This window comes from Pseudomonas sp. UC 17F4 (assembly GCF_900101695.1).
Lineage (GTDB): Bacteria > Pseudomonadota > Gammaproteobacteria > Pseudomonadales > Pseudomonadaceae > Aquipseudomonas.
Genome location: NZ_FNKV01000001.1, coordinates 4,214,763 through 4,241,431 on the forward strand (window position 1 = coordinate 4,214,763; position 26,669 = coordinate 4,241,431).

At 64.2% G+C, this 26,669-nt stretch carries 27 protein-coding genes and 1 pseudogene; 19 read left to right on the forward strand and 9 right to left on the reverse strand.

From position 1 onward, the window contains the following. Positions 1–55: 55 nt before the first annotated feature. Complete coding sequence (locus BLR26_RS19105) at positions 56–979, reverse strand: hypothetical protein (RefSeq protein ID WP_045201328.1); 924 nt, start codon at positions 977–979, stop codon at positions 56–58. A 227-nt stretch (positions 980–1,206) separates the two neighbouring features. Here BLR26_RS19105 and BLR26_RS19110 point away from each other — a divergent pair, with 227 nt between their 5' ends. The 3 genes from BLR26_RS19110 (at position 1,207) to BLR26_RS19120 (ending at position 3,327) form a co-directional block, all read left to right on the forward strand. Then, a complete protein-coding gene (locus BLR26_RS19110; protein ID WP_093384143.1) occupies positions 1,207–1,827 on the forward strand; it encodes a hypothetical protein in 621 nt (206 codons plus the stop codon). Positions 1,828–1,926: 99 nt separating this feature from the next. Beyond that, positions 1,927–2,451 carry a P-loop NTPase family protein gene (locus BLR26_RS19115; RefSeq protein ID WP_093384146.1) on the forward strand — a complete coding sequence of 175 codons (525 nt, stop codon included), beginning with the start codon at positions 1,927–1,929 and terminating at the stop codon, positions 2,449–2,451. A 45-nt stretch (positions 2,452–2,496) separates the two neighbouring features. Next, complete coding sequence (locus tag BLR26_RS19120) at positions 2,497–3,327, forward strand: alpha/beta fold hydrolase (protein WP_045201325.1); 831 nt, start codon at positions 2,497–2,499, stop codon at positions 3,325–3,327. Between the two features lie 21 nt (positions 3,328–3,348). Here the strand turns inward: BLR26_RS19120 and BLR26_RS19125 are convergent. Next, positions 3,349–3,708 (reverse strand): annotated as a pseudogene (locus tag BLR26_RS19125) (glyoxalase superfamily protein); the annotation flags it as partial. Between the two features lie 187 nt (positions 3,709–3,895). On the opposite strand from BLR26_RS19125, the gene BLR26_RS19130 reads away from it, so the two are divergent. From BLR26_RS19130 to BLR26_RS19170, 10 genes are all read left to right on the forward strand, one after another. Beyond that, on the forward strand, positions 3,896–4,510 hold the full coding sequence (locus BLR26_RS19130; protein WP_093384152.1) for a dihydrofolate reductase family protein: 615 nt from the start codon (positions 3,896–3,898) through the stop codon (positions 4,508–4,510). Between the two features lie 56 nt (positions 4,511–4,566). Further along, positions 4,567–5,238 carry a class I SAM-dependent methyltransferase gene (locus BLR26_RS19135; protein WP_093384155.1) on the forward strand — a complete coding sequence of 224 codons (672 nt, stop codon included), beginning with the start codon at positions 4,567–4,569 and terminating at the stop codon, positions 5,236–5,238. 36 nt (positions 5,239–5,274) lie between these two features. Further along, positions 5,275–5,493, forward strand: coding sequence for a DUF4287 domain-containing protein (locus BLR26_RS19140; protein ID WP_093384159.1), 219 nt, complete (start codon positions 5,275–5,277; stop codon positions 5,491–5,493). A gap of 16 nt (positions 5,494–5,509) precedes the next feature. After that, positions 5,510–6,175, forward strand: a complete 666-nt coding sequence (locus tag BLR26_RS19145) for an ABC transporter ATP-binding protein (RefSeq protein ID WP_093384163.1) — start codon at positions 5,510–5,512, stop codon at positions 6,173–6,175. Continuing rightward, positions 6,175–8,628, forward strand: coding sequence for an ABC transporter permease (locus BLR26_RS19150; RefSeq protein ID WP_093384166.1), 2,454 nt, complete (start codon positions 6,175–6,177; stop codon positions 8,626–8,628). The genes BLR26_RS19145 and BLR26_RS19150 overlap by 1 nt, the downstream gene beginning before the upstream one ends. After that, on the forward strand, positions 8,618–9,682 hold the full coding sequence (locus BLR26_RS19155) for a lipocalin-like domain-containing protein (protein WP_093384169.1): 1,065 nt from the start codon (positions 8,618–8,620) through the stop codon (positions 9,680–9,682). Before BLR26_RS19150 ends, BLR26_RS19155 begins: the two co-directional genes overlap by 11 nt. Before the next feature lie 277 nt (positions 9,683–9,959). Then, on the forward strand, positions 9,960–10,457 hold the full coding sequence (locus BLR26_RS27785; protein ID WP_371128652.1) for a hypothetical protein: 498 nt from the start codon (positions 9,960–9,962) through the stop codon (positions 10,455–10,457). 7 nt (positions 10,458–10,464) lie between these two features. Then, positions 10,465–10,968, forward strand: a complete 504-nt coding sequence (locus BLR26_RS27790; protein WP_371128653.1) for a hypothetical protein — start codon at positions 10,465–10,467, stop codon at positions 10,966–10,968. Next, entirely contained in the window at positions 10,965–11,366 is a 402-nt protein-coding gene (locus BLR26_RS19165) for a hypothetical protein (RefSeq protein ID WP_093384173.1), read from the forward strand. The genes BLR26_RS27790 and BLR26_RS19165 overlap by 4 nt, the downstream gene beginning before the upstream one ends. Before the next feature lie 37 nt (positions 11,367–11,403). Beyond that, complete coding sequence (locus BLR26_RS19170; protein ID WP_093384178.1) at positions 11,404–11,796, forward strand: GFA family protein; 393 nt, start codon at positions 11,404–11,406, stop codon at positions 11,794–11,796. On the opposite strand, the gene BLR26_RS19175 is transcribed toward BLR26_RS19170, so the two are convergent. Continuing rightward, entirely contained in the window at positions 11,793–12,296 is a 504-nt protein-coding gene (locus BLR26_RS19175; RefSeq protein ID WP_093384183.1) for a GNAT family N-acetyltransferase, read from the reverse strand. The two genes, BLR26_RS19170 and BLR26_RS19175, sit on opposite strands and share 4 nt — an antisense overlap. A 94-nt stretch (positions 12,297–12,390) precedes the next feature. On the opposite strand from BLR26_RS19175, the gene BLR26_RS19180 reads away from it, so the two are divergent. Beyond that, positions 12,391–13,419: a DUF1176 domain-containing protein gene (locus tag BLR26_RS19180; protein WP_176794270.1), complete on the forward strand. Its 1,029-nt coding sequence runs from the start codon at positions 12,391–12,393 to the stop codon at positions 13,417–13,419. Position 13,420: 1 nt separating this feature from the next. On the opposite strand, the gene BLR26_RS19185 is transcribed toward BLR26_RS19180, so the two are convergent. Beyond that, positions 13,421–14,350, reverse strand: coding sequence for a LysR family transcriptional regulator (locus BLR26_RS19185; protein WP_093384192.1), 930 nt, complete (start codon positions 14,348–14,350; stop codon positions 13,421–13,423). A gap of 139 nt (positions 14,351–14,489) precedes the next feature. On the opposite strand from BLR26_RS19185, the gene BLR26_RS19190 reads away from it, so the two are divergent. Together BLR26_RS19190 and BLR26_RS19195 are read left to right on the forward strand one after the other, a co-directional pair. Further along, positions 14,490–15,617, forward strand: a complete 1,128-nt coding sequence (locus BLR26_RS19190; protein WP_093384196.1) for an alkene reductase — start codon at positions 14,490–14,492, stop codon at positions 15,615–15,617. Between the two features lie 112 nt (positions 15,618–15,729). Continuing rightward, entirely contained in the window at positions 15,730–18,147 is a 2,418-nt protein-coding gene (locus BLR26_RS19195) for a TonB-dependent receptor (protein WP_093384199.1), read from the forward strand. A 59-nt stretch (positions 18,148–18,206) separates the two neighbouring features. Here the strand turns inward: BLR26_RS19195 and BLR26_RS19200 are convergent, their stop codons facing one another. The 4 genes from BLR26_RS19200 to BLR26_RS19215 all read right to left on the reverse strand — a co-directional run bounded on the left by BLR26_RS19200 (position 18,207) and on the right by BLR26_RS19215 (position 23,542). Continuing rightward, positions 18,207–18,686, reverse strand: coding sequence for a VOC family protein (locus BLR26_RS19200; RefSeq protein ID WP_093384203.1), 480 nt, complete (start codon positions 18,684–18,686; stop codon positions 18,207–18,209). Positions 18,687–18,747: 61 nt separating this feature from the next. Then, complete coding sequence (locus BLR26_RS19205; protein WP_093384208.1) at positions 18,748–20,112, reverse strand: TolC family protein; 1,365 nt, start codon at positions 20,110–20,112, stop codon at positions 18,748–18,750. After that, a complete protein-coding gene (locus tag BLR26_RS19210) occupies positions 20,109–22,244 on the reverse strand; it encodes a peptidase domain-containing ABC transporter (RefSeq protein ID WP_371128681.1) in 2,136 nt (711 codons plus the stop codon). The genes BLR26_RS19205 and BLR26_RS19210 overlap by 4 nt, the downstream gene beginning before the upstream one ends. 44 nt (positions 22,245–22,288) lie before the next feature. Continuing rightward, a complete protein-coding gene (locus BLR26_RS19215; protein ID WP_176794271.1) occupies positions 22,289–23,542 on the reverse strand; it encodes an HlyD family secretion protein in 1,254 nt (417 codons plus the stop codon). Between the two features lie 282 nt (positions 23,543–23,824). Here BLR26_RS19215 and BLR26_RS19220 point away from each other — a divergent pair, with 282 nt between their 5' ends. Then, positions 23,825–24,043 (forward strand): hypothetical protein, encoded by a 219-nt coding sequence (locus BLR26_RS19220; protein WP_093384216.1) that lies wholly within the window; start codon positions 23,825–23,827, stop codon positions 24,041–24,043. Positions 24,044–24,116: 73 nt separating this feature from the next. Here the strand turns inward: BLR26_RS19220 and BLR26_RS27345 are convergent, their stop codons facing one another. Next, positions 24,117–24,290 carry a hypothetical protein gene (locus BLR26_RS27345; protein ID WP_176794272.1) on the reverse strand — a complete coding sequence of 58 codons (174 nt, stop codon included), beginning with the start codon at positions 24,288–24,290 and terminating at the stop codon, positions 24,117–24,119. 141 nt (positions 24,291–24,431) lie between these two features. On the opposite strand from BLR26_RS27345, the gene BLR26_RS19225 reads away from it, so the two are divergent. Beyond that, positions 24,432–25,457 (forward strand): DUF1176 domain-containing protein, encoded by a 1,026-nt coding sequence (locus tag BLR26_RS19225; protein WP_093384220.1) that lies wholly within the window; start codon positions 24,432–24,434, stop codon positions 25,455–25,457. A 66-nt stretch (positions 25,458–25,523) separates the two neighbouring features. Then, positions 25,524–26,669: a hypothetical protein gene (locus tag BLR26_RS19230; RefSeq protein ID WP_093384225.1), complete on the forward strand. Its 1,146-nt coding sequence runs from the start codon at positions 25,524–25,526 to the stop codon at positions 26,667–26,669.

Here is a 26,669-nt window from a genome sequence, read left to right on the forward strand (position 1 = left end):
AATCGGTACACCCAGCATGAACAACAGTAGTGAACGCATGGTAGTTCTCCTCGGTTCAACGGACTTGGGCACTGACGTAGTCATCGACCAGCACCACGGCATCGCGACGACGGCCGCCGTAAGTGGCGGCGAGGCTGGCGAAGAACGCCCCGCACAGCAAGGCAATGAACATCCACAATGCCGACAGCGCAGCCGCCTTGCTGGCGGCATCAGCCGCTTCACGGGCAGCCTTTTTGGCGTCGTCCACTGCCTGGCGCGCCTGGGCGAAGACCTGGTCGACACGCTGCTCGGCCTGGGCCGGCGCAAGGTTGGTGCGCTGACTGACCAGTTGCGCCAGGTACTGGCGGTCTTCGCCGCTCAGTTGCCCGCCGTTGCTCAACGCGCGCGCCATGATCCGGGTCACCGCTACTTGTGCAGCATCTTCGTTGACCGCCACCGTGCCATCGCCACGGAACAGGGTATCGACGAAATAACCATAGGGGTCGCTACCCTGGGAACCGCTGGCAGCCGTCGCTGCCGCAGTAACGCCACCTGCAGCACCGGCGGCGACCTGAGCCCCCGCCTGCACGCCGCCAGCGACGATACTGCTGACCGAACCGACCACCAGCGTTGCCGTGACCAGCGTGGCAACGGCCCAGGCCAGAAAGCCGTGGGCGGTATCGCGAAAGTACACCTCATCGCCATGCACGCTCGCCCATTTGACCCGCAGACGGCCCGCCAGGTAACCCCCCAGGCCGGAGGCGATAATCTGCGTCAGCGCCAGCCAGACAATCGTCGAGATACCCAGGCCCTTGGCGCTCATGCCGTCGCCAACCCACGGCGAAACTGCCGAGAAGCCCAGCCCGATACCGAGCAAAACCAGTATCAACGACAACGCCGCGGCGCCCGCCGCGCCGGCAAATATAGCCGCCCATGACACGCCGGAGCGGCTTTGCGCTTCGACGATGGAGGTGGAGTGGGTTTCTGATGTTGTAATCATTGTTGTAGAACTCCCGTGAGGAACATCGAATGTTCACTACAACGGGTGCACGCCCTGTGCCAAACCGGTTGAAAGGGCAATGGCTATAAATTCAATAGGTTGCAGCACGTTGCGAACATGCCCATCATGCAAAGTGCATGATCAGGCCAGCGCCAGCGGGTGTTCTGCACACCAGGGCAATCGCCAGGGGCCGGTCTTGTCCGCAATTTTTCGACCCAGAGCCCGCGATGACTAATGAAGCGTTGATAATCGATTTGTTTGAAGCCGCTGACGCCTTGGCCAATGGCGACAACAGGGCAATGCAGCGCCTGCTTGCGCCGATCAAGAACCGCGAATCCTATAACGGCACTCCTGTTCTGTTCTATGTGGCTGAAAACATTCAGGCGCTGGAATTTCTTGCGGCCAATGGCGTTGATTTTCTGCAAAAAAACAGCCTTGGCGGCAATAACCTGCTGCACCGGGTGTCATTGGACAGTGATGACCCTGTGTTCGAATGGGTGCTGGCCTGGTACAGCAGCAACAACAGTGTCGATGCAGCGAGCGACGATGGCTTCACCGTACTCTCGACGCTGCTCAAGTTCGGTCGGGCGGACCGCGCCAAGCGCTTGATCGAGTGTGGTGCAAGCCTTTCATCGGTCGCCAACAACGGCCTCACCCCGGCCCGGCAAACGGTCATTTGCATGGAGCAAGAGCACGATGCGCTTGAGGGTCTGGCGCTACTCCTGTCCCACGGATTGACCCTCGGCACTGCAGAGTTGGCCTATCTGGCGCACATGGCGCGCGCTATCAACCGGCACCGGCTTGCCAAGTGGATTGAAGACGATCTGATTCCCTCTGCGCCCGGCTAGTGAGTGCCCGGATAGCTGCAAAATCCCTACCGATACACTTTCACTGCCCCGACAAAACCTGCACAATCGCCGGCTTTTTTTCCGACAAGGCAGTCCCTCATGCAACGGATCGTAATTCTGGGCAACGCCGGCAGCGGCAAGTCCACCCTCGCCCGCGCCCTGGGCAAGCAACTGGGCCTGGCGGTGGTGCACCTGGACAGGTTGTTCTGGGAGCCCGGCTGGGTCGAGCCGGATGCCGAGCAGTTCCGCTCGCGCGTGCGCGAGGCAGTGTCGCAGGACGCCTGGGTGTGTGAAGGCAACTATGCGCGGCGCACCTTCGACCTGCGCCTGCCGCAGGCTGACCTGGTGATCTGGCTGGATACGCCGCGCCTGACCTGCTTGATGCGGGTGATCAAGCGCAGCGTGCTGAACCGCCCGCGCCCTGACCTCGCCGACGGCTGCAGCGAAAAGCTGGACCGGGCGTTTCTGACCTTCCTGAAATTCGTCTGGACCTTCGATCGCGGTTATCGCCCGGGGATTGAAAGGGTACGTGAAGCCATCGGGCCGCAGGTACCGGTGGTGCATTTGTGCGGTAGCCGGCAAATTGCGGCGTTTGTCGAAGGCTTCAATCACGTTCCAGCCTGATCTCCTATGCTCATGGTTCGCCCACACCTCAGAGGAGCAGCGAACATGGCATTCGTGACCACTAACGATGGCGTTGAGATCTTCTACAAAGACTGGGGCCCGCGTGACGCCGAGGTGATTTTCTTTCACCACGGCTGGCCGCTCTGCAGCGACGACTGGGATACGCAGATGTTGTTCTTTCTGGCCCAGGGTTATCGGGTCGTCGCCCACGACCGCCGTGGCCATGGGCGCTCCAGCCAGGTCTGGGATGGCCACGACATGGACCATTACGCCGATGACGTGGCGGCGCTGGTCAAGCACCTGGGTGTTCAAAAGGCCGTGCATGTCGGGCATTCGACCGGCGGTGGCGAAGTCATCCATTACATCGCCCGCCATGGCCAGGAGCGGGTGGCCAAGGCCGCCCTTCTCGCCGCGGTTGCGCCGCTGATGGTACAGACCGCCAGCAACCCCGGCGGCCTGCCAAAATCAGTATTCGACGACCTGCAGGCGCAACTGGCGGCCAACCGCGCCCAGTTCTACCACGACATCCCTTCCGGGCCGTTTTACGGCTACAACCGTCCGGGCGCTAAGCCGTCGCAAGGGGTGATCCTCAACTGGTGGCGCCAGGGCATGATGGGCAGCGCCAAGGCCCACTACGACGGAATCGTCGCCTTCTCGCAGACCGACTTCACCGAGGACCTGAAGAAGGTCACGGTACCGGTGCTGGTGATGCACGGCGATGATGACCAGATCGTGCCCTACGACAACTCCGGGCCGCTGTCGGCGAAACTGCTCGGCAACGGCACGCTGAAAACCTACAAGGGGTTCCCTCACGGCATGCCTACCACCCATGCCGACATCATCAATGCCGACCTGCTGGCCTTTATCCGCAGTTGATCGCGGCTCAATGCCGTTCTATCAGCTCTGGCAGAAGCGTATCCGGTTGCCAAACGGGTCGTAGACTTCCAACACTTTACCCCAGCCCTGCTCGACGATATCCGGGCGTCCATAGCCATAACGCTTGGCCTGCAGTTCGTCGCGCAGTTGCTCGATGTTGTGCGTGGGCACGAAGATCGTCGCCCCCGGGCTGGCATCGCCATGATGTTCGGACAGGTGCAGTTGCAGGCCGTCACGGCTGATGCCCAGGTACAGCGGCAGGTCAGCTTCGAAACGGTGCTCGAACTCAACGCTGAAACCGAGGAAATCCAGGTAGAACTCGCGGGCCTTGGCTTCGTCAAAGCTGCGCAGGATGGGAATGGGCTTGTCGAAGCGGATTGCCGTCTGCTTGGCTTGCTCGGTTGAAATCATCGTTTTTCTCCTGAAGCCGAGGCCGTGTGGGCGCGAGCGGCGGGCAGCATTAGCCTGGGGGCGATAGTACACAGATGATCGAAGCGCTGTCGATTTCGCCAGCGCCGGTTCGACTAGTGTCAGGCAGTTCCGCCTGCAGCCCCATCAGGAGCCACTCATGCGCAAACTCATCGTTGCCGCCTTCACCAGCCTCGACGGCGTAATCCAGGCCCCGGGCGGGCCGCAAGAAGACACCAGCGGCGGTTTTGGCTACGGCGGCTGGGTCGTGCCGTTTGCCGACCAGGCCTTCGGCGAGGCCATGCAGACGCTGTTCTCGCAGCCGTTCGAACTGCTGTTGGGGCGGCGCACCTACGACATTTTTGCCGGCTATTGGCCGCACCAGACCGACTCTGCGGATCAGTTCATCGCCGACCTGTTCAACCGTGTGCCCAAGCATGTCGCCACCCACCACCCCGAGACCCTCGACTGGCACAACAGCCATGCCCTGGTGGGTGAGCTAGCCGGGGCTATTCGTACCCTCAAACAGCAGGACGGCGCCACCTTGTTGACCCAGGGCAGCGGCGAGCTGGTGCGTCAATTGCTGACGGCGGGCCTGGTGGATGAACTGCGGCTGTTGATTCACCCGATCATCCTCGGCCGTGGCAAGCGCCTGTTCGATGACCAGGCGCAAGCAGCGTCCTTTACTTTGGCCGATTCGAGCAGCACGCCAGGTGGAGTGCTGATTACCCGTTATGTGCTTGACGGGGAGGTGCGCACCGGCTCATTTGCCTAGACTGCAGCTGTGCATGCTGGCCTTGCCAGCGCTGGTAATGTTGAATGGAGAGCGCAATGCCTGCCCCCGAAAACGAGCTGTTGCAAAGCTGGCAAGACAACGCCCAAGCGTGGATTGAAGCCGTTCGCAGCGGCGCCATCGAAAGCCGCCAGCAAGTCACCGACCAGGCGATTCTGCTGGCGGTGCTCGGCCGCCAGCCCGAACGCGTGCTCGACCTGGGCTGTGGCGAAGGCTGGCTGTTGCGCGCACTGGCCAAGCGCGGCATCGACGCGGTGGGGGTGGACGGCGATCCGACCCTGGTCGAGGCGGCGCGGGCAGCGGGGACGGCCCAGGTGTATCTGGCCAGCTATGAAGCGCTGGCAGACGCACAGGTTGATATCGGCCGCGACTACTCGCTGGTCTGCGCCAACTTCGCCCTGTTGCACCAGGACATCATCCCCCTGCTCGGCGCCATGAACGCCCTGCTCGCCGCTGGCGGCGCCCTGGTGATCCAGACCCTGCACCCGTGGGCGGCCGCGGCCGGCAACTATCAGGACGGTTGGCGGCAAGAAACCTTTGCCAGCTTTGCCGGCCAGTGGCAGCCCATGCCCTGGTACCTGCGCACTTTGTCCAGCTGGTTCACTGCACTGGACATGGCGGGTTTCAAGCTGGTCGCCGTGCAGGAGCCGCAGCATCCACAAAGCCCGCTGCCGCAATCATTGTTGTTGATAGCCGAGCCTAAAGATTGAAGCGCATCCCACCCACCTAATCAGGAACCACATACCATGAGCGAAGAGACAAAAGTAAAAGGGCCAGCGTCGTACTTCCCCTCCATCGAGAAGACTTACGGCCAGCCCGTCAACCACTGGCTGGAGCTGATCGGCACGGTCAGCGGCAAGAAGCACATGGAGATCGTCAGCTGGCTCAAGGCCGAGCATGGCTTGGGCCATGGCCATGCCAATGCACTGGTGGCGTATTTTTTGGCGAGCGCTAAAAACAGCTGAGGATAGAACCCGCCCCATGCTGGTCATCGAACAGTTGCACAAGTCGTTCAGCACTGCCCAAGGCCTGCTGCCGGTATTGCAGGGCGTCGACTTGCGCCTGGGCCAGGGCAGCAGCCTGGCATTGATGGGTGAGTCCGGCAGCGGCAAAAGCACCCTGCTGCACCTGGTCGCCGGTCTCGATCGCGCCGATAGTGGGCGCATCCTGATCGATGGCCAGGCGCTGGACGCCCGTTCGGAATCAGCCCTGGCGCGCTGGCGCCGGCAAGGCATCGGCCTGGTGTTCCAGCAATACAACCTGATCAGCAGCCTCGATGTGGCGGCCAATCTTGCCTTTCAGGCCAGGCTGGCGGCGCGGTTTGACCGCCAATGGCTGGACTACCTGGCTGCCCGCCTGGGTCTGGCCAGCCTGTTGCAGCGCTACCCCGAGCAACTCTCCGGCGGCCAGCAGCAGCGGGTCGCCATCGGTCGGGCGCTGGCCGCTCGCCCGGCGCTGGTGCTGGCTGATGAACCCACCGGCAGCCTCGACGAGCGCAGCAGTGATGAAGTGCTGGCGTTGATGCTGCAACTGGTCGCCGAGGCTGCCAGCAGCCTGCTGATGGTGACCCACAGCCCGCGTCTGGCAGCGCGCCTTGAGCAGCGCTGCGTGCTGCACGCCGGGCGTGTGCAGGTCGAGGCGCACTGATGGGCCCGCTGCTGATTGCCCTGCAGGCGCTGCTGAGCCACTGGCGGCGCCATCGATTGCAGTTCTTCAGCATCTTTACCGGTTTGTGGCTGGCCACTGCGCTATGGACCGGGGTGCAGGCGCTCAACAGCCAGGCGCGGGCCGACTACGCCCGCGCCAGCGCAGTGCTGACCGGGCCCACCCAGGCGCAGCTGATAGCCGGCAACGGTGAGCGTTTCGAGCAAGCACTGTACCTGCAACTGCGCAGGCTCGGCTGGCAGGTGTCGCCGCTGCTCGAAGGTCGCTTGCGCTTTGCCGGGGAGCAAGCGCTGACGGTACGGCTGATCGGTATCGAGCCGCTGAGCCTGCCAACGGCAATGACCGTCGCCGGCACGCCGTTGCAAGGCTTCGATGTGCAGGCATTCATTGGCGAGCCCGGGCAAGCCTGGATCGGCCCCGATACCCTGCGGCAACTGCCTCTGAATGCCAGCGGGCAAGCAACCACCAGCGACGGCCAGGTACTGCCGCCGTTTGTTGTGCAGCCGCAGCTGGCACCAGGGGTGATCGTGGTGGATATCGGCCATGCGCAAACCTTGCTGCAAGCGCCCGGGCAGCTGTCGCGACTGCTTTTGAATGATAACGCCAGGCCCTTGCCCGCAGACATCGCCGCGCGCCTGACCCTGCAAGCGCCCAGCGATGACGGCGACCTGCAGCGCCTGACCGACAGCTTTCACCTCAACCTCACGGCGCTGGGCCTGCTGGCGTTCGTCGTCGGCCTGTTCATCGCCCACGCCGCCATCGGCCTGGCCCTGGAACAGCGCCGCGGGCTGATTCGCAACCTGCGTGCCTGTGGCATCAGCCTCAACACCCTGTTGCTCGGCCTGAGCCTGGAACTGGGAGTTTTCGCCGTACTCGGCGGCCTGGCCGGGGCCGCCAGCGGCTATGGGCTGGCCGCGCTGTTGCTGCCCGATATCGCCGCCAGTTTGCGCGGCCTGTACGGCGCCCAGGTGGCCGGGCAACTGAGCCTGCCAGCCGGGTGGTGGCTGGCGGGCATCGCCGTGAGCGTGCTCGGTGCCTTGCTGGCCGGAGCCGGCAGCGTGTTGCGCGCCGCCCGTTTGCCGCTGCTGGCCCTGGCCCAGCCGCAGGCCTGGCGCATGGCCCAGGGGCCGTGGCTGCGCCGTCAGGCAGCGGTCGCCGGGCTGTTGCTGGTGGTCGCGCTCGCTTGCTGGCAATGGGGCAACAGCTTGGCCAGTGCCTTGATCCTGCTGGCAGCGCTGTTGCTGGCGGCGGCCTTGTTGCTGCCCGCCCTGCTCGACGGCGCGCTGGCCTGGCTGGCACGCGGGGGTCGCGGGCCGCTGGCCGAGTGGTTTGTCGCCGACAGCCGTCAGCAGCTTCCGGCACTGAGCCTGGCGCTGATGGCGCTGCTGCTGGCATTGGCCGCCAGCGTCGGCGTCGGCAGCATGACCGAGGGCTTTCGCAAGACCTTCAGCGGCTGGCTCGACCAGCGCCTCTCTGCCGACTTGTACCTCACACCGCAGGACACGACTCAGGCCCTGCAACTCACTGACTGGCTCGCCGAGCAACCGGCAATCACCACGTTGCTGCCCAGTTGGCGTGCCGAAATACGCGTGCAGCAGTGGCCGGTGCAGGTCCAGGGCATCATCGATCACCCCGCCTACCCCGCGCGCTGGCCATTGCTGGAGCAAAGCCCGCAGGCCTGGGCGCAACTGGCCAGCGGCAATGCGCTGATGCTCAGCGAGCAACTGGCCCGGCGCCTGGGCGTGCAGCTGGGCGACAACCTGCAGTTGGCCAATCAAACCATGGCTGTGGTGGGCATCTATGCCGACTATGGCAACCCCAAGGGCCACTTGCTGGTCAATGCCGACTGGCTGCGTGGGCACCTGCCGCAGGCGACGCTGAGCACCATCAGCCTCAATCTTGCGCCCGAGCGCATCGCCACGTTCAAAGACAAATTGCAACAACGCTTCGCCCTGGACGACAGCCGCGTGGTCGAGCAAGCCAGCTTGAAACGCTGGTCGACTGAAATCTTCAGCCGCACTTTCGCCGCCACCACCGCCCTCAATAGCCTGACCCTGGGGGTGGCGGGCATCGCCCTGTTCATCAGCTTGCTGACCTTGAGCCAGAGCCGCCTGGGCCAGTTGGCGCCGCTGTGGGCCCTGGGTGTGCGGCGCACGCAGCTGGTAGGGTTGTCGCTGGGGCAAACCCTGATGCTGAGCAGTCTGACGGTGCTGCTGGCGATCCCTCTCGGGCTGTTGCTGGCCTGGTGCCTGGTGGCGGTGGTGAATGTTCAGGCTTTCGGCTGGCGCCTGCCGCTGCATGTGTTTGCCGCGCAACTGCTACAGCTGGCGCTGCTTGGCCTGTTGACCAGCCTGCTGGCCAGCGCCTGGCCCTTGTGGCAACTGGCGCGGAGCCAGCCCAGCGAACTGTTGAGGCAGTTTGCCGATGAAACCTGACCTTTGCCTGATGATCGGCCTGTTGCTGCTGGGCGGCTGCGACCAACCCACGCCTGCTGCCAAAGGCTTTGCCGGGTTGGGCCAGGACGCTGCGGCCTTCACCCCGGTAACCCGCGATCATCCGCTGCTGTTCCCCCTCGATCACGGGCCGCACACCGGCTTTCGCATCGAATGGTGGTACGTCACCGCCAACCTCAAGGACGCCCAGGGCCGCGACTGGGGCGCGCAGTGGACGCTGTTCCGCTCGGCCCTGCGCCCAGGCACCGAAACCACCGGCTGGAACAGCCCCAACCTGTGGATGGGCCACGCCGCGCTCACCGGCCCCGGCGGCCATCAATACGCCGAAACCCTGGCGCGCGGCGGCATCGGTCAGGCGGGCGTCGAGCCCCAGCCGTTTCGCGCCTGGATCAACGATTGGTCGCTACAAGGCAGCGACGACATCGGGCGCCTGCAAATGAGCGCCAATGGCAAGGGTTTCAGCTACACCCTCAAGCTGGTCAGCAACGGCCCGCTGGTGCTGCACGGCGCTCGGGGCTACAGCGAAAAATCCGGCAAGGGCCAGGCCTCGTACTATTACAGCCAGCCGTTCTACCAGGTCAGCGGCGAGGTCGAACGCAACGGCCAGCGCGTGGCGGTGACCGGCAACGCCTGGCTCGACCGCGAATGGAGCAGCCAACCCCTGGCGGCTGGGCAGTCGGGCTGGGACTGGTTCTCCCTGCACCTGGACAGCGGCGCCAAACTGATGCTCTTTCGCGTGCGCGAAGCCCAGGGCGCGCCCTACCGCGCAGGCACCTGGATCAGCGCCGAAGGCAACGCCCAGGCTCTGCAGGGTGCGCAGATCCAGCTGCAGGAACTGGCCTGGAGCAAGCAGAACAACGGCCACAAGCTGCCAACCCGCTGGCGTGTGCAGGTGCCGGCGCACGGGGTGGATGTCCAGGTCGATGCACTGGAGCCCAAAGCGTGGATGTCGACGCGTTTTCCGTACTGGGAAGGGCCGGTGCGCTTTAATGGCAGTGTGAGCGGCAAGGGCTATCTGGAGATGACCGGTTACTGATGCTGCAGGTGCGGGCTCGCACCAATCCTGTGGGAGCGGGCTTGACCCGCGATCGAGCGCGAAGCGGTCGTAATTCGGCCAGCACCTGAAGTGCTGGCTGTACCGGTCTCATCGTACGCCCGCCAATCCGAATCCACTTTCACTGTAGGATCTTTCCGATTCCGTCCAGCGGTGCGCTAGATCGCGAGCGGCGGTGCTAGGTTCCGGCCTTCATTGCCCAAGGAACCTGCGCATGACAAGGATGCCACCCTCAACACCTTCCCCAGCTCACTCGATAATGTCTTCCTCAGAATTGCTGCAGCCCGGCTTCTACATCGTGCCGCGCAGCATGACTGACGGTCAGATAGTGGCTTCGCTGACTACGGCACATGGACCGCAATTGATCGCCCGGCTACAGCGGCTCAACCCGACCTTTGCCAGCGGCTTCAAGGCAGGTGAGATCTTCGTCATTGGCGACTCGAGCATCGACAATGCCTGTACTCGCGAAGAAGCCCAACTGATGAATTCAGCAACTCAGGTACGCGAAAGCCTGGCAACGCTCACTTCCCAGGAAGCAGACTTCATGATGCGCAACCTGCCCGAAATCGCCGGCATGCTGGGCACAGCAAGTCTGTCGATGGGCATCGGCAAAGATATGTTGGAGAAGGGGTTAAGACAGGTCGACGGTACACTGCGCAGTATCGAACAGTTGCACCAGCGCGAATTTCAGTCGCAGTGGCAGGTTCAACAGCCCGGCATTCTTCAACGCCCGACGCGCGCTCTTCCAGCAGCTTGATGCGCAGTTGAAGAGCATTTTTCTCAACAAGCAACTCAATCTTGGAGACCACGAGCGCTTGCGCAAGAGCCTGGGAATTTCGACCCGAAGCCTGGTGCACCACTGGAGCCGCGCCGGTGGAGCTGGACAGATTCCTGGCTATGCTACGCATCTGGAACAGGTGGCAAAGACGGCGAAGTATCTCAAATATGGTGGTTATGTCGGAGTCGGGCTGGGTGGAACGGCATCCTGGTTAAACGTGCAGGCAGCATGTCGCGCTGGAGCGACAGAAGAATGCAGGAAAATCCGCTTTACCGAGACCGGCAGCTTCACTGGCGGGCTTGGAGGCGGGCTGGCTGGAGCATACGCAGGCGGCCGGGCCGCCGCTTCGGTGTGCGTAGGCATCGGACCGCACGGCGGCGCCGTTTGCGGCATAGTCCTGGTAGGCATGGGCACTTATGTGGGAAGCATGATTGGCAACACATCGGGCGATCTTGCTGGAGAACTATTTTACAACTGGACAGGCCCATGATTATTGACCCTCGTTCCTGGCCCCTGGAAGTGCAGATGGTACTGATCCTAGGCCCATGGATCATCATGATGACTGGGATCGTGATGAATGCGTGCATCGCAAATGGCCGAGATTTCGAAAGATCGCTTTCAGCGCTGCAAAGCAGCACTTGGCTTGAGCAGCAGATTCGCGTTTGGGGGACTTCAAGCCTGGTGTCACGTTGGGTACTGGTCGGAATGATAAGTGGCTTGCTGGCCTCCCCCCACAAACATATTCGCCGAGGCCAGCTCGATGCAGCGCAAGTGCAAAACTTTCCCTGGCAGCTCAAGCGACGCGTGCTTGTTTCCGGCAGGCTGATCTTTATTGGGTTCGTGTTAATGATCATAAGTCTCGGGTTGTACAAAATCTGCGAACCCTAGCCCGCGAGGGCCGCTAACACACATGAGGAGCCCCACCATGGACCCACTCACCGGCGGTTGCCTGTGCGCCAACGTGCGATTTGCAGCCTCGGGACGCCCCTACCGGGTCGGCCTGTGTCACTGCCTGGACTGTCGCAAGCACCACGGCGCGCTGTTTCACGCTTCGGCGATTTTCCCCGCAGAGGCAGTCAGCATCGAAGGCGAAACCCGTGACTACGCCGGGCGCTATTTTTGCCCACGTTGCGGCTCGTCGGTGTTCGCCCGCTCAGGCGATGAAGTCGAGATCAACCTCGGCGCGCTGGATGCCCCCAACCTGTTCACGCCCACCTACGAAAGCTGGACCACCCGCCGCGAATCCTGGCTGCCACCCTTCCCGCTCAGCCACCACTACGAAAAAGATCGCGATCCGTCGGGGCGCTTCGAGGACTAGAGAGCCAGCTGTCGCTGCATCCCCTGCGACATCAGGCTGGACCCCTCGCGCAATGGCTGCGGGGCACCGACCGGCTGAAAGCCATGGGCCTGGTACAAGCGCATCGCCGGGCTGTCGGCGAGGGTCACGCCCAGGCCCACCCGGCGCACGGCCACGCTGGCAGCCCAGTCCAGTGCGGCCTTGAGCAAGGCACTGCCGGCGCCCAGGCCACGCGCGGCCGGGTCGACCCACATCTGGTAGATATCGGCCACACCTGGCTCGGCCGCGGACAATTTGCACCAGACCATCCCGCACAGGGCGTCGCCGTTAACGGCGAAAAACGCCCGGTCATTGCCGCTGGCATGGGCCGCCGCTATCCGCGTGGCCCAGTTTTCATCGCTGCGTTGCGACTCGGCGGCGAAGGTGCTGCCAAAGGCATCTGGCGAATCCTGCAATGCCTGCAGGCGCAGATCGCGGTAAGTGGGCCATTCATGGGGTAAAACGGGGCGGACGGCGATCACAAGGCTTCCTTGGCTGATTGATCCTGAACAGCTGCCAGACTACCACCAAGATGCGATCATGCCGCCCTTCATCAACACCGCAGGATCGACCACGATGTTTTCAGCAAGATGGACCTGGCTGGCCCTTGGCCTGTTACCCGCCCTGACCCAGGCCGCCACCCCGGAGCCGGTGCCACTGACCCGGGTATTCCAGGACTGGCGGCTGGCCTGCGACAACACCCGCCGCTGCACCGCCGTATCGGGCAGCACCGACAACCCCGGGATGGGCCTGTACATCGCTCGCGAAGCCGGGGCCAAGGGCAGCACCCGAGTCAGTGTGATCGGCTACGACGACGTCGGCCTGCGCTATGAGTTTCACCTCGACGGCCGCCCCACCGCCCCCTGGCAGTACGGCTCGAGCGACCGTGAGTACTACTACCTTGAGGGCGATGCCGCCGTCGAAAAACTGCGCGAGCTGCGCAACAGCGACACCCTGAGCTCCAACAGCAACTTTGGCGAGCGCCGGGTATCGCTGCAGGGCTTGAGCGCCGCCCTGTTGCTGATGGATTCGGTGCAAGGGCGCATCGGCCACCCCAGCGCCTTCGTGCGCCCGGGCTACCAGGCGGACAGCCGCGTGCCGCCGGCCCCGGCGATTCCCAAACTGCCGCGCTTTACCCTGGCCCCGGCCTTGAGCGACGCCGAGCAACAGGCCATCGGCGACTACCTGATTGCCCTGACCAAGGACGAACTGAGCGCCGCGCCCCATCAGAACTGGCAGGCCCAGGCCGAGGTCTACCCCCTGGACCCGGCCCACGCCCTGGTGCGCCTGCGTTACGGCTGCGCCGAGGACGGCTGCAACCACAGCCTCTATCGTGTCTCGCGCACGGCGCCGTACCAGGCGACACCGCTGGAACTCAAGGCGGCGCCCGAGGCTCAATTCTCCCCTGACCTGTATGGGCAGATCAACTTCAACCCGGTCAGCGGCCAGTTGAAGATTTTCCGCGAGATGGGCAAGGACTGCGGTGATAGCTCGACCTGGCAATACGACGGTGCGGCCATGCAGCTCAAGGACCGGCGGACCATGTGGCGCTGCGACAGCATCAACGAGGAGTACTGGCCGGTGACCTGGCGTGCCAAGGGCTGACTCAGGCGCCGAGGTCATCCCAGTACGGCGGCGTGCCGATGGCGTCGAGAAAGTAGTCCCACACCCGCCGCACCTTCTGCGAGCGCAGGCGGTTTTGCGCTGACAGCAAGTGGATCTGGCTCGGCGTCGCCTCCACGGCGCCTTGCCAGTCGGGCAGCAGTTGCACCAGGGCCTTGCTGGTAAAGCTGTGCTTGCTGAACAGCCAGGTCGGAAAAAACACGATGCCGCGCCCGGCCAGGGCCGCTTCCACCAGCACCTGGGCATTGTTGCTGCGCAGCGGCCCGTGCACGTCGACCACCTCGACGCTGTCGCTACCCGACGGACGCAAGTACCAGCGCTGCGCGCCGCCGGTGCCTTTGTAGACCAGGCAGCTATGCTGGCGCAGGTCCTGCGCGCAGCCCGGCTGGCCATGTTTTTCAAGGTAGCTGGGGCTGGCACACAGGACATAACGCTGGGTGCAGATCTGCCGGCCGATCAGCCCCGAATCCTGCAGATGGCCGACGCGAAAGGTGATGTCGGCGCCCTCCTGCACCGGGTCGATGTAGGCATCGGTGGCGGTCAGCTCCACGGTCAGTTCCGGGTATTGCTCATGCAAGCCATTGAGCAGGCGCACGAGATGCAGATGGGCAAAAGCCACCGGCGCGTTGATCCGCACCAGGCCGCGAATGTCGCCGGGCTTGCCGCTGATCGACTCGTCGGCAGCATCCAGCAGCTCCAGCACTTCGCGAATCTGCAGGTAATAGCGCTCACCGGCTTCGGTCAGCTTCACCGCGCGGGTGTTGCGGTACAGCAACTGCTGCCCGACCTCGCGCTCCAGCGCCGCGATAAAACGCGACACCGACGAGGCCGGCACCTGAAAATGCCGGGCGGTGGCAGAGAAACTACCGGTCACCGCGACCATGGCGAAGAAGCGGTGGGCCTTGAGGTGCATGGGCGGCTCCTGAACGAGAAATCCGTCCAGTATAGGTGCTCATATTGCTGTTACAGCAATAGTGTTTTGCCTTTAGCCTTGATTGTGGCTGTTTTCGCAAGCCCCTAGCATGGCGCCATTCCACCCAGAGGCCCCACGCATGAAAGACCTGTTTGCCCCCTATGACCTCGGCCCACTGCAGCTGAGCAACCGTTTCGTCATGGCGCCGATGACCCGTTCACGCGCCCCGCAAGACATCGCCACCGAACAGATCGCCCTGCATTACACCCAGCGCGGCACCGCCGGCCTGATCGTTTCCGAAGGCACGCCGATCTCCCGCGAAGGCCAGGGCTATCTGTTCAACCCGGGCATCTTCAGCGAGCAGCAGATCCACGGCTGGAAGCTGGTGACCGACTCGGTGCACAGCGTCGGCGGCAAGATCTTCGCCCAACTGTGGCATGTCGGCCGGGTCTCGCACACCTCGATCCAGCGCGATGGCCTGGCCCCGGTCAGCGCCACCGGCAAGGTCGCCCAGGGCGCGATTGCCTTCGGCTACACCGACAGCGGCGAGCCGGGTTTTGTCCCGACCTCGACGCCGCGCCCGCTGAACACCGAAGAAGTCGGCCGGGTCGTCGAAGACTTCGCCCAGGCCGCGGCCAACGCCATTGCCGCAGGCTTTGACGGCGTCGAAATCCACGGCGCCAACGGCTACCTGATCGAGCAGTTCCTCAACCCGCTGGTCAACGACCGCAGCGACCGTTACGCCGCCGACACCCTGGAAAACCGCCTGCGCTTTGTCTTTGAAGTGGTCGATGCTGTGGTCAACCGCATCGGCGCCGACAAGGTCGGCATCCGTATCTCGCCTTACGGCCAGCTGTTCGACATGCCGATCTACGCGCAAATCGACGAGACCTACTCGGCCCTCTGCGCCGGCATGGGCGCGCGCGGTATCGCCTATGTGCATGTGATGGACCAGACCCACTTCTTCCTCGCCAGCGCAGGCGCCGTGGCCCAGGAACAGGCCCTGCGCAAGCTGCTGGCCCATTGCAAGGCGCAACTGCGCCAGACTGCGCTGATCCTGGCCGGCGACATGACCCTGGAGCGTGCCCAGGACCTGGTTGACGCCGGCCTGATCGACCTGGCAGGTTTTGGCCAGCCGTTCATCGCCAACCCCGACCTGGTCGCCCGGCTGAAAAACGGCTGGCCGTTGACCACCCCGGACCGCGACACCTACTACGGCGGCGGCGCCAAGGGCTACCTGGACTACGCCCCGTACGCACCGGCCTGAAGCGCGAGCAGGCCTGCCGTGGCCAGGCGTGGCATTATTTGCGCATACCGCTGTCCCCTTTTGTTCGCTCGCTTGTCATCAAGGGCATGTGAATCGAAAAGAGAGCGCAACAATGCCCGTACTGACACGCCACCGAACGCGCCTGGCGTCTTCGTTTTCGTCCCCTACCCTGTGCCTGGTGCTGGGCCTGGCGTCGTTGGCGCCGCCAGCGGCGCTGGCCGACGGAGCCAGCCGCAGCTACCAGGTACCGGCTGGCGAACTGGGCACGGCGCTGACCCGCTTTGCCGCCCAGGCCGGGGTCAGCCTGTCGGTCGACCCGGGCCTGGTCAATGGTCGGCGCAGTGCCGGCTTGAGCGGCAGCTTCAGCGTCGATGAAGGCTTTGCCCGGCTGCTGCAGGGCTCGGGCCTGCAACTGCAGCCGGTGACAGCGGGCGCCTACACCCTGGTGCCTACACCGCAAAGCGGCGACGCCGTGGAGATCGCCCCGACCAGCATCCTCGGCGCCCACAGCGGCGGCGACGATGATGGCCAGCGCTATGCTGGCGGCCAGGTTGCGCGCCGGGGCTCGCAAGGCCTGCTGGGCTCGCGGGACTTCATGGAAACGCCGTTCAGCATGACCACCTATACCAGCGAGGCGATCAAGGGCCAGCAGGCGCGCACCCTTGGCGACCTGATCGCCAGCGACCCGTCGGTGCGCGCCACCAACCCCGCCGGCGGGCGCTTCGAGCAATTCACCATTCGCGGCTTCAGCCTGTTCAATAGCGATGTTGCCTACAACGGCCTGTACGGCATCCTGCCGACTTACTCCATCGACATGGAAATGGCCGACCGCGTCGACATCATCAAGGGCCCCAGCCAGCTGATCAACGGCATCTCGCCGCGCGGCAGCGTCGGCGGTGGCATCAACGTGGTGCCCAAGCGCGCCAGCGACACGCCGATCACCGAGTTCACCGGCAACTACGCGTCCGACAGCCAGGTGGGCGGTGCGGTCGACATCGGCCGGCGCTTTGGCGAGGACGGCAAGTTCGGCCTGCGCTTGAATGGCGTCAAGCAAGCCGGCGACACCGAATGGGACCAGCAGAGCGTCGACCGCGAAATGGCCGTGCTCGGCCTGGACTTTCGCGGCGAGCGCCTGCGCCTGTCGAGCGATGTCGGCCATACCGAGCGCAACACCGATGCGCCCCAGGAGCGAGTCATCGTTGGCGCCAACGCCAAGGTGCCGGACGCCGGCGACGTGCGCCGCAACTACGCCCAGGCCTGGAGCAAGGCGCGCACCAACGACACCTTCGGCACAGTCAACGCCGAGTTCGACCTCAATGACTCGCTGATGGCCTACGGCGCCGTCGGCGCGCGCAAGAGCAACCACGACTTCCTCCGCCACAACGTACCGGTGTCCAACGATGCCGGCGACTTCAGCGTCCAGCCGCGCGACTTCACCCGCGACGAGAACGTGCGCACCGCCACCGCCGGCCTGCGCAGCTGGTTCGCAACCGGCCCGGTGAGCCACGAGTTCAACCTGGCGGCCAACTACTTCTACATGGACTTCGAGAACGGCGGCGGGCGCTATGCCGCCGGCCCCAGCAACCTCTACAACCCGCGCCCGACCCCGACGCCCGGCACCCGGCTGCGCTCGGACCCCAAGGTCTACACCGAGAACCGCTTCAGCGGCGTGGCGTTGTCCGACACCCTGGGCTTTTTTGACCAGCGCCTGTTGCTGACCCTGGGTGCGCGCTGGCAGCGGGTCCAGGTCGATGACTGGAGCGATGGCATCAAGGGCGACACCGCCTACGACGAAGAGAAGCTCTCGCCCTCGGGCGGCATCCTGTTCAAGCTCAGCGACCAGCTGTCGCTGTATGCCAACTACATGGAAGGCCTGAGCCAGGGCAAGATCGCCCCGTCGACCTCGATCAACGAAGACCAGATCTTCGCGCCGTTCATTAGCCGCCAGGTAGAAGTCGGCGCCAAGTACGACCTGGGCAACTTCGCCCTGACCGCCAGCGCCTTTCGCATCAAGCAGCCGGCCTACGAGACCAACGCCACTACCCGGGTGTTCGGACCCAATGGCAAGCGTGAGAACAAGGGCATTGAACTCAATGTGTTCGGCGAGCCGCTCAAGGGCTTTCGCCTGCTCGGTGGGGTGATGTACATCGACAGCGAACTGACCGACACCGTCGGCGCCAGCTTCGACGGTAACCGCGCCCCGGCAACGCCGGAGTACAACCTCAGCCTGAGCGCCGAGTATGACGTGCCTGCCCTCGCCGGCCTGACCCTGACGGCCCGGGGCATCCACTCAAGCTCGCAGTACCTGGACCAGGCCAACAGCAAGCAGATCGACGGCTGGGAGCGTTACGACCTGGGGGCGCGCTATGCCTTCAAGGTCGATGACAAGGCCATCACCCTGCGCGCCAGTGTCGAGAATGTGCTGGATGAGCACTACTGGTCTTCGGCGGGCGCCTCGGATGACAGCGAGGCCGGGCTGACGTTGTCGACCCCGCGCACCTACCTGGTGTCAGCGACCCTGGGGTTCTGAGGGCAACGCTGTTGCTGCAACAGGATCTGTGCGGGAGCTGGCAAGCCAGCTCCGGCAATTCAACCCCTGACCGCCGCCGCAATCGCCGCGATATCAATCTTGCGCATGCCCATCATCGCATCGAAGGCGCGCTTGGCGGCGGCACGGTCAGTGCTGGTAATTGCCTCGACCAGCACCCGCGGCGAAATCTGCCACGACAGCCCCCACTTGTCCTTGCACCAGCCACAGGCGCTTTCCTGGCCGCCATTGCCGACAATGGCGTCCCACAGGCGATCGGTTTCGGCCTGATCCTCGGTCGCCACCTGAAACGAAAACGCCTCGCTGTGGGTGAACATCGGCCCGCCGTTAAGCCCCACGCAGGGGATGCCCAGCACGGTAAACTCGACGGTCAGCACATCGCCCTCTTTACCCGAGGGAAAGTCGCCCGGCGCCCGGTGCACGGCACCGACCTTGCTGTCGGGGAAGGTCTTGGCATAAAAGGTCGCAGCCTCCAGCGCGGTGCCGTCGTACCAGAGGCAGATGGTATTTTTAGGGCTCATCCTGGTTCTCCACGGTTGGTGAATGGCAGGTTGAGTCTAGTCAGGAAGACAGCGAACACACTCACAACGCACCATTCAACTGCCCCAGGTCCGCCGCCAGTTGCAACCTGGCGGTGTACCAGTTGACCAGCGATTCCACGCGCCGCTGCTCGGCAAGCGCCAGCTCGTTCTGCGCCCTGAGCAGTTCGATGATGCTGCCCACCCCAGCCTTGTAGCGCCCCAATGCCACTTGATGGGATTGCCCGGCGCTGGCGACGAAGCTGCGGCTGATGGCCAGGGCGCGGGTGCGCGCATCCAGGGCCTGGCGGCTTTTCCAGACGTTGAGGGCCACGCTGCGTTCGGCCTGCTCCAGGGCCTGCTCGCGGGCGCCGGCTTCATAATCGGCGGCGCGGGCACGCCGACGGCTGAGGAAGCCGTCGAAGATCGGCACGGTAATCTGCACGCCCACGCTCCAGGTCTCGATCTGCTGGCGTGTCGACACCTGGTCGATCGGCGTGTCTTCTTGCTGGTAGCTGCTGAACAGCGACACCTTGGGCCGCCCCTCGGCACGCGCTTCATCCGCCCTGGCGCGGGTGGCGAACCAATCGGCGCGGGCCTTTTCGATGGCCGGGTGCCGGGCCCGGGCTTGCTCCATCAAGGCATCGACACTGGCCATGAACTCATCCTCCTGCCCCGCCGGCTCGTTCAAGGCGGTGAGTGTCAGCGGCGCCGAGGGTGACAGCCCGAGGGCACGGGCCAGGGCGCCCTGGGCCGTCGCGTAGTCACCTTCAGCCAGCACCCGTTCAAGCTGCGCCTGGTCGTGAGTCGTCTGGGCCTGCAGACGGTCGCTCTGCTCGCCGGCCCCGGCCTGGTACTTGGCGGTGGCCGCCTTGAGGCTGCTGGCCGCCAGGGACTCGGCGCTGCGCTTGGCCGCGAGCAAGGCGGCGTTGGCCTGGACCTGGTAGAAGGCCTTGCTGGTGGCGAGCACCGTGGCCTGGATTTTCTCCACCCGACTGCTGCTGGCCGCGTTCAACAGCTGGCGGGCGCCCTCGACTTTCGCCGCGCGCAGGCCAAAATCATAGAGCACCCAGTTGAGGTTCAGGCCATAGCTGTTGGTGCGGGTGTTGAGGGTCGAGTCAGCCTCGGGAAAGTTGTCAAAGCGCGTCTTGCGGCTCGCCCGCCCGCTGCTGGCCTGGGCTTGCACAGTCGGCCAGTAGGCCGAGTACTCGGCATCCAGGCTGGCCTGGCTGCTCAGTTGTGACAGCCAGGCTTCGCGCACTTGCGGATCGGCGCACAGGGCGATGGCCACGGCACTGGACAACACCAGTGGCTGTGCAGGGCTTAACCTGCCTGGGCAGGCATCGAGGGCTTCGGCGGCCATGCCCGGTAGCACCGTCCAGGCCAGCAGCAAGGCAGCCAGACACAGCCTGGTCAGGTGACGGTTCATGACGAAGACGCCGTACCACAGGCACGTTCATCTGGCTCGGCTGGCGCTTGCTCATCGGCCTCAATCAGCGGCCCGTCATACACCACCCGGCCGTTGTCCAGCGCCAGCACCCGGCGCGCCGAGCGAATGGTATCGGGGCGATGGGCAACAATGATGCGGGTGATGTTCAGCGCCTGCAGCGCCTGGTTGACCGCCGCCTCGCGGTCGATGTCGAGGTGGCTGGTGGCTTCGTCGAGAAACAGCAGCTTGGGCCGCCGGTACAGCGCCCGGGCCAGCAGGATGCGTTGCTTCTGCCCACCCGACAGCACCGTGCCCATGTCGCCCACCAGGGTGTTGTAGGCCATGGGCATTTGCGCGATGTCGTCATGCACCGCCGCCATGCGCGCGCACTGCTCGACCCAGCGCGGGTTGGCCTCGGCGCTGAAAAAACTGATGTTGTCGGCAATCGAGCCGGCGAACAGCACATCATCCTGAAGCACCGTGGCGCTGATCCGCCGCAACCGCTCCAGGTTATGGCTGTCGATGGCCACACCGTCGAGCAACACGCTGCCGCTGCTGGGGCTGAGAATGCCGAGCATGACATTGAGCAAGGTGCTCTTGCCGCCTCCCGAGGGGCCGACGATCGCCAGCGAATCGCCGGCTTCGATGCGCACCGACACTTCATCGAGCACATAGGGCTCGTGCTCGCAATAGCGAAACTTGAGCTGGCGCACTTCCAGGCTCGGCACGCTGTCGACGACGTCGTTGTCGTCAGGTTTCTCAGGCGCTCTGGGTTCGGGCACCTGCAGCAGGATATCGGCCAGGCGCTCGCCATGCAGGCGCAGCATCAGCACATCGACCAGCTTGTCGATCAGCCCGGCTACACGGCTGTTGAACTGCTCCTTGTAGGCGTTAAAGGCAATCAGCATGCCGGCGCTGAACTGGCCATCAAGCACCAGCCTGGCACCGAGCCAGATCACCAGCACGGTCACCAGACCGAACAGCAGGCCATTGAAGGCGCGGTAAGCCAGCGCGAGCTTTTGCGGACGCAAGCCGGCGTTGATTTCTTCGACCAGCAGGCTGCCCCAGGCGCTGGCGCGTTGCTCCTGATGGCCGAACAACTTGATGGTGCGCACCCCGCGCACGCTTTCCAGAAAGTAACTCTGCTGGCGGGCGGCATGCACCAGCTCCTCTTCGCTGGCGCGGCGCAGCGGGCCGAACCAGGCCCAGCGGGCCAGGGCATAGATGACCATGGCCAGCAGCGCGATCAGTGCCAGCGGCGGGCTGTAGGCGAACATCAGGCCCAGGGTTACCAGGGTCATCAGGCCATCGAGCAAGGCTTCGACAAACGAGGTGGTCAGGGTGTGCTGGATCGACTTCAACGAGCCAAAACGCGAGACGATATCGCCCAGGTGGCGGCGCTCGAAAAACGCCACCGGCAAACGCACAAGATGGCTGAAGACGTTAATCTGCCATTGCGCGCTGAGCAGGGTGCCCAGGTACATCAACGCCCAGGAGCGCCCCAGCGCCAGGGTTTGCTGCATCACCAGCAGCAGACCGAAACCGATGGCCAGCACCGCCAGCAGGTCGAGATCGGCGCTGACCAGCACCTTGTCGATCACCGTTTGCAAAAAAAACGGGCTGAGCACCATGCACAGCTCCAGCGCCGCCGCCAGCAACAGCACATGGCTGAGCACCCCGCCAAAGCCCTGTACCCGGCCCAGCAACTGGCGCAGGCGCAGCGGCGGATTGGCCGCGCCCTGCTGGAAATCGCTCTGTGGCCACAGCTCCAGGGCCACGCCGGTGAAGGCTGCCGAGACTTCTTCGAACGACAGCTTGCACACCCCGCGCCCCGGATCGTGCAGGGTCACCCCGCGCGGCCCGACCTCCTTGAGCACCACGAAATGGTTGAAATTCCAGTGCAGCACACAGGGCAAGCGCAGTTGCCCGAGTGCTTGCAGTTCCAGGCGCAATGGCCGGCTGGCCAGGCCTAACTGGCTGGCCATGGCCATCAGTTGCTTGAGGGTCGCGCCCTTCATCGACGGCGACAGCTTCTGGCGCAGCGAGAACAGGTCATGACGCTGGCCGTGAAAGCCGGCGATCATCGCCAGGCAGGCCTGGCCGCACTCGGCGGCTTCGGCCTGGAGCACCATGGGCAGCTTGCGGCCGATGCCGAAAGCCAGCGGTTGGCGAATGTTCAAAGGCGTTTCCCTATGCCGCGCAGGGGTTCGAGCAGCCACTCGTAGAGGGGCATGTTCTCCTGCAGGATGTCGGCGTCCAGTTGCATGCCCGAACGCAAGCGCTCGTTCAGCCCGCGTCCGCGCATGGCTTGTTGTTCAAGGGTGACCCTGACCCGGTACATCGGGCCTTGCTCGCGCTGCTGCTCGGAGACGCCGCCCACGCTCATGATTTCGTCGGCTGGCAGCGCGCTGCGCGACACCGACGCTACCGTGCCGCGTGCCAGGCCGAAGTGCTGGTAGGGATAAGCCTGGTAGCGCAACAGCACGGCATCGCCGCTGCGCACAAAACCGGCCGAACGGCTGGGCACATAGAGTTCGGCGTACAGCTGGGCATCGCTGGGCACGATGCTCAACAGCGGCCGGTTACTATCGGCGCGGGTGCCGTTGACCACGCCCACCGCCGTCACCTCGCCACTGGCCGGGGCGGTAATCACCACCTGGCGTTTGACTTCGCTTTCCAGCAGGTTGCCCTGGCTTTGCGACAAGCGCCGCTCAAGCTCGGCCAGTTGCTTGCCCTGGTTGAACGGCAACTCGGCAAGCTCGGCGCGCAAGGTGGCGATATCGTTGCGCAGCGACAGCAACGAACGGCTCAGTTCTTCGCTGCGCAGGCGCACTTCGAGCACGGCGTCCTGCTTTTCCTGCAACTGGTCGCGCGACACGTAGTCCTGGCGCTGCAGGTCGGCATAACGCGCGGCAATGCCTTGGGCCAACCCCAGGCGCTGGCGGCTGATGTCCATCTGCGTGAGGATTTTCTGCTGCTCGCTTTCCAGCACCGCCAGGCGCCGGCGCTTGCCCTCAAGCTCCTTCAGGTGCAGCGCACGGGTGCTGGCAATCTCCTCAGTAAGGCTGTCGTTACGTCGCTTGATCAAGCGGCTGATAGCCACGTGCGCGCCACCGGCCTCGGCATACAGGTCACTGCCCAGGGCCATCAGTGTCGACCCGGCCTCAACGCTCTGACCTTCGACCGCAGCCAGGCCTTGCACCACCCCTGCCTGTGGCGCAAACACCTTGACCAGCCCGCCCTCGGGCACCAGTACGCCGCTCACGGTGGCGCGGCGGGTATAGGTGGCGCAGGTCAGGAACACGATCAACACCAGGCTGAACAGCAGCGCAGCCAGCGCCGCCCAGCGCAGGGGCACGGGCGACACCAGCAGTACGCTGCCCAACTCCTTGTCACGCCGTGCGTGCACGGCTTCGCTCCTGAATAACATGCCAATCCATGACCCGGCGGATAACGTTAATAACATGAACAGACTGATCGCCTGAGCCTGTTGCAGCATAACGGCGAGTTAATCGACAGGCACTAGCACACTTGTACTATTGCACTTAAAGCGCTGGCATTACTAACTTGGCCGGGGATCGAAACAGCCTGCCACTGTTATTGGAACTGTGATCGATCTCACACTTTTATAGTGCAACACCTTGCGCCCAGGCCCTCTCCTGGGGGGATCAACCTAGGACGAACCCACTGTAGCAAACGAGGTATAGATAACATGACCCATGCACAAAACATCGACATGACCAGCGCGCAACCCTCTGCCCTGCGGGTGCTCGACGATCAGGAAGTGGACCAGGTAAGCGGCGGGTTTTCCGTCAGCGCCGGCTCCTGGACACTGACCGGTGGCTCTTATAACTTCGGCGCGGGTGCCGGCTACCGCTTTGACTTGTACAGAGGCGGTGCGCACCAGGGCAGTTACACCCTGTGCAAGTAAACTCGGTGGATAGATGAGTTGGAAGTAAGCGAAGGGCCGTCATGGCCCTTCGTTCTATATATAGAGATGATAGTTAATTGCCATCAGCGACCTTGCGTTCAATCTCGGCAATCTTGCGGCTAAGTTCTTCAGCGGCCTCAGCCTGAGTACGGTGATTGGCCGGAGTGATCGGCCGGTTGGCAAGGTCTTCATCTTCAGCAGGCTTGTCCGTCTCGTTGGCGGGCGCCTCGCGCTCGTTGCTGGTCATTGCAGTTACCTCCCGTGTCATACCCGTTGGATAGCACAGCAGCCTTGGAGTTCTGATCGGCAACGGCTTGAAGTTGGCCCGGCTTCTGCGATGATGCCCGGCCAGGACGGACGTTCGCTTACCCTGCAGGATTGAAACACCATGGTTGACCCAAGATGGAACTGGCTGTGCTTGATGCTCCTGCCGGCCCTGGCCCTGGCCGCGCCGGAACCGGAGCCGGTGCTCAAGCAGTTCAAGCAATGGGTCGTGGGCTGCGACAACACCCTGCGCTGTACCGCGGTGTCGAGCAGCGTCGATCAAGGCGTGGGCCTTGAGCTGGTGCGCGAAGCCGGGGCCCAGGGGACTACCACCCTGACCCTGTTCAGCGACGCCGGAGTCGAGCTCGGCGCCCGGCTGCTGCTCGACGGCGGCCCGCTGCCAGCGGGGTTTCGGCCAGGCTCGCAGGGGCAGATGCGTTATCACGCCAAAGGTGACGTCGCGTTGCGCTTGTTGCGCCAACTGCGCAACGGCCAGACCCTGACCCTGGACACCAGCAACGGCCAGCACCCGGTATCGCTGCAGGGCCTGAGTGCCTCCTTGCTGTTCATCGACTCGGTGCAAGGACGCATCGATCACCCCAGCGCCTTTGTAAACCCCGGCACACGCCCCGACAGCCAGCTGCCGCCAGCACCGCCGACGCCCACCCTCGCCCCCTTCACTCCGGCGCCAGGGGTGAGCGATGCCGAGCAGAAGGCCATCGCCGACGCCGTCATTGCCATCACCCGCCATGAATGGAGCGAACCCGAGTACGACAACTGGCAAGCCGAAGCCGAGGTCTCGCCGCTGGACGCGACCCATGTGCTGGTAGGCCTGCGCTACGGCTGTGGGAGCCAGGGCTGCATGTACAGCTATTACCGCGCCTTGCGCAGCGCGCCCTATCAACCCACCTCGCTGCACATCGAGGTCCCCAGGCATGATGTGCTGGGCGGCGAGATGTATGGCTTTTTCAAGTTCGACCCGGCCCGCGGCGAGCTCAACCAGTTGCAGCCGGGCGGGCGCTACTGCGGCGCCAATGCAACCTGGCGCTATGACGGCGCGGTGATGCAGCTCAAGGCATTCAGCCGCATGAGCTGGTGCGACAGCGTCGATACTGCCCATTGGCCGCAGATCTGGCGTACCCGGGGCTAGCGCCAGGCATACAGCTTGGCGCAGGCATTCGCTACACTGCGCGCTTTGCCCCAAGAGCCTATGCGCATGGATGCCCTCGCCCGTTTTGCCCTCAAGCCGCTTGCTGCGAGCCTGGCTGTGCTCACCCTGGCCGCTTGCAGCCACTTTCAAGCCGATCCGCCAGGTGCCGGTCAGTTGCCCGAGTACCAGAGTCCGGCCCCCGACTGGCGCGTGCTGAACCTGGACGAGGATCAGGACTGGCTGCTGATCGACCGTAACAGCCTGCAGCATGAGGGCGACATTACCTACGCCTGGACCGGCATCCAGCGCCACCGCTATCCGATGCAATACGGCCACGCGGTGATGGCCCCGCACAGCCGCGAGCGCCTGGCGTTCTATTGCCAGCGCCAACTCATCAGCCGGCAAAGCCAGGTGTTCCTCGACAACGACAATCGCGTAGACCGCACCAGGCTTCAGTGGCAGCCCTTCAGCGCGTTCTACCGGCAGGCCCCTTTGTACTATCAGCAGTTGTTCGACGCCGCCTGCCAAGCGCCGGCCGAGCTTGCCAAGCTTGCCCCGCTCAAAGCCCGTACACCGTTGCCGCCGCCGTTTTTGCCGCCCAGGGCCAGGCCTGAAGTGCTTGCCGCCATCGCCGCCCTCGACCTGCCGACACCACGCCTGAGCCTGCACCGGCTGGATTATCGCTACGACGCCAACCTCAACGACGGCGACAATGCCGTCAACAGGCCGCGCCAGGTATTCCTCAGCACCGACAGCCGCTCCGGCCAAGTGTTGCTACAGGCTGTGGACCCGACGATAGCGCAGCAGCTGCAACTGAGCTTTCGCGGCCTGTTCGATCTGGCCGCACGCGGCATCGACATCATGACCGGTCAGGAGCAGGACGCCAGCGACAGCTTGACCGCGCTGTCATTCAGCGGCGACTGGCAAACCCTGCCCGCCCATGCGCAGCTGAGCTACACCAGCAGCCACGCCGGGCAAACTGCGAGCATTACCCGCACCACCCATTGCCAGGTCGGCAAGGCGCAAGCGGCCAGCGCCCTGCACCCGGCCCTGCAAGGCAGCGCCAAGCCGTTGACCTGCACCTGGCAGAGCCCTCGCGGCAACCGTTGGCGCGAAGGCTACAGCTACCTGGTCGACTACGGCGTGTTCGTCCGCACCCGCGAGGACAACCCGCTGGGCAGCTGGCGCTGGAAAATCGAGTCGCTGCAGTGA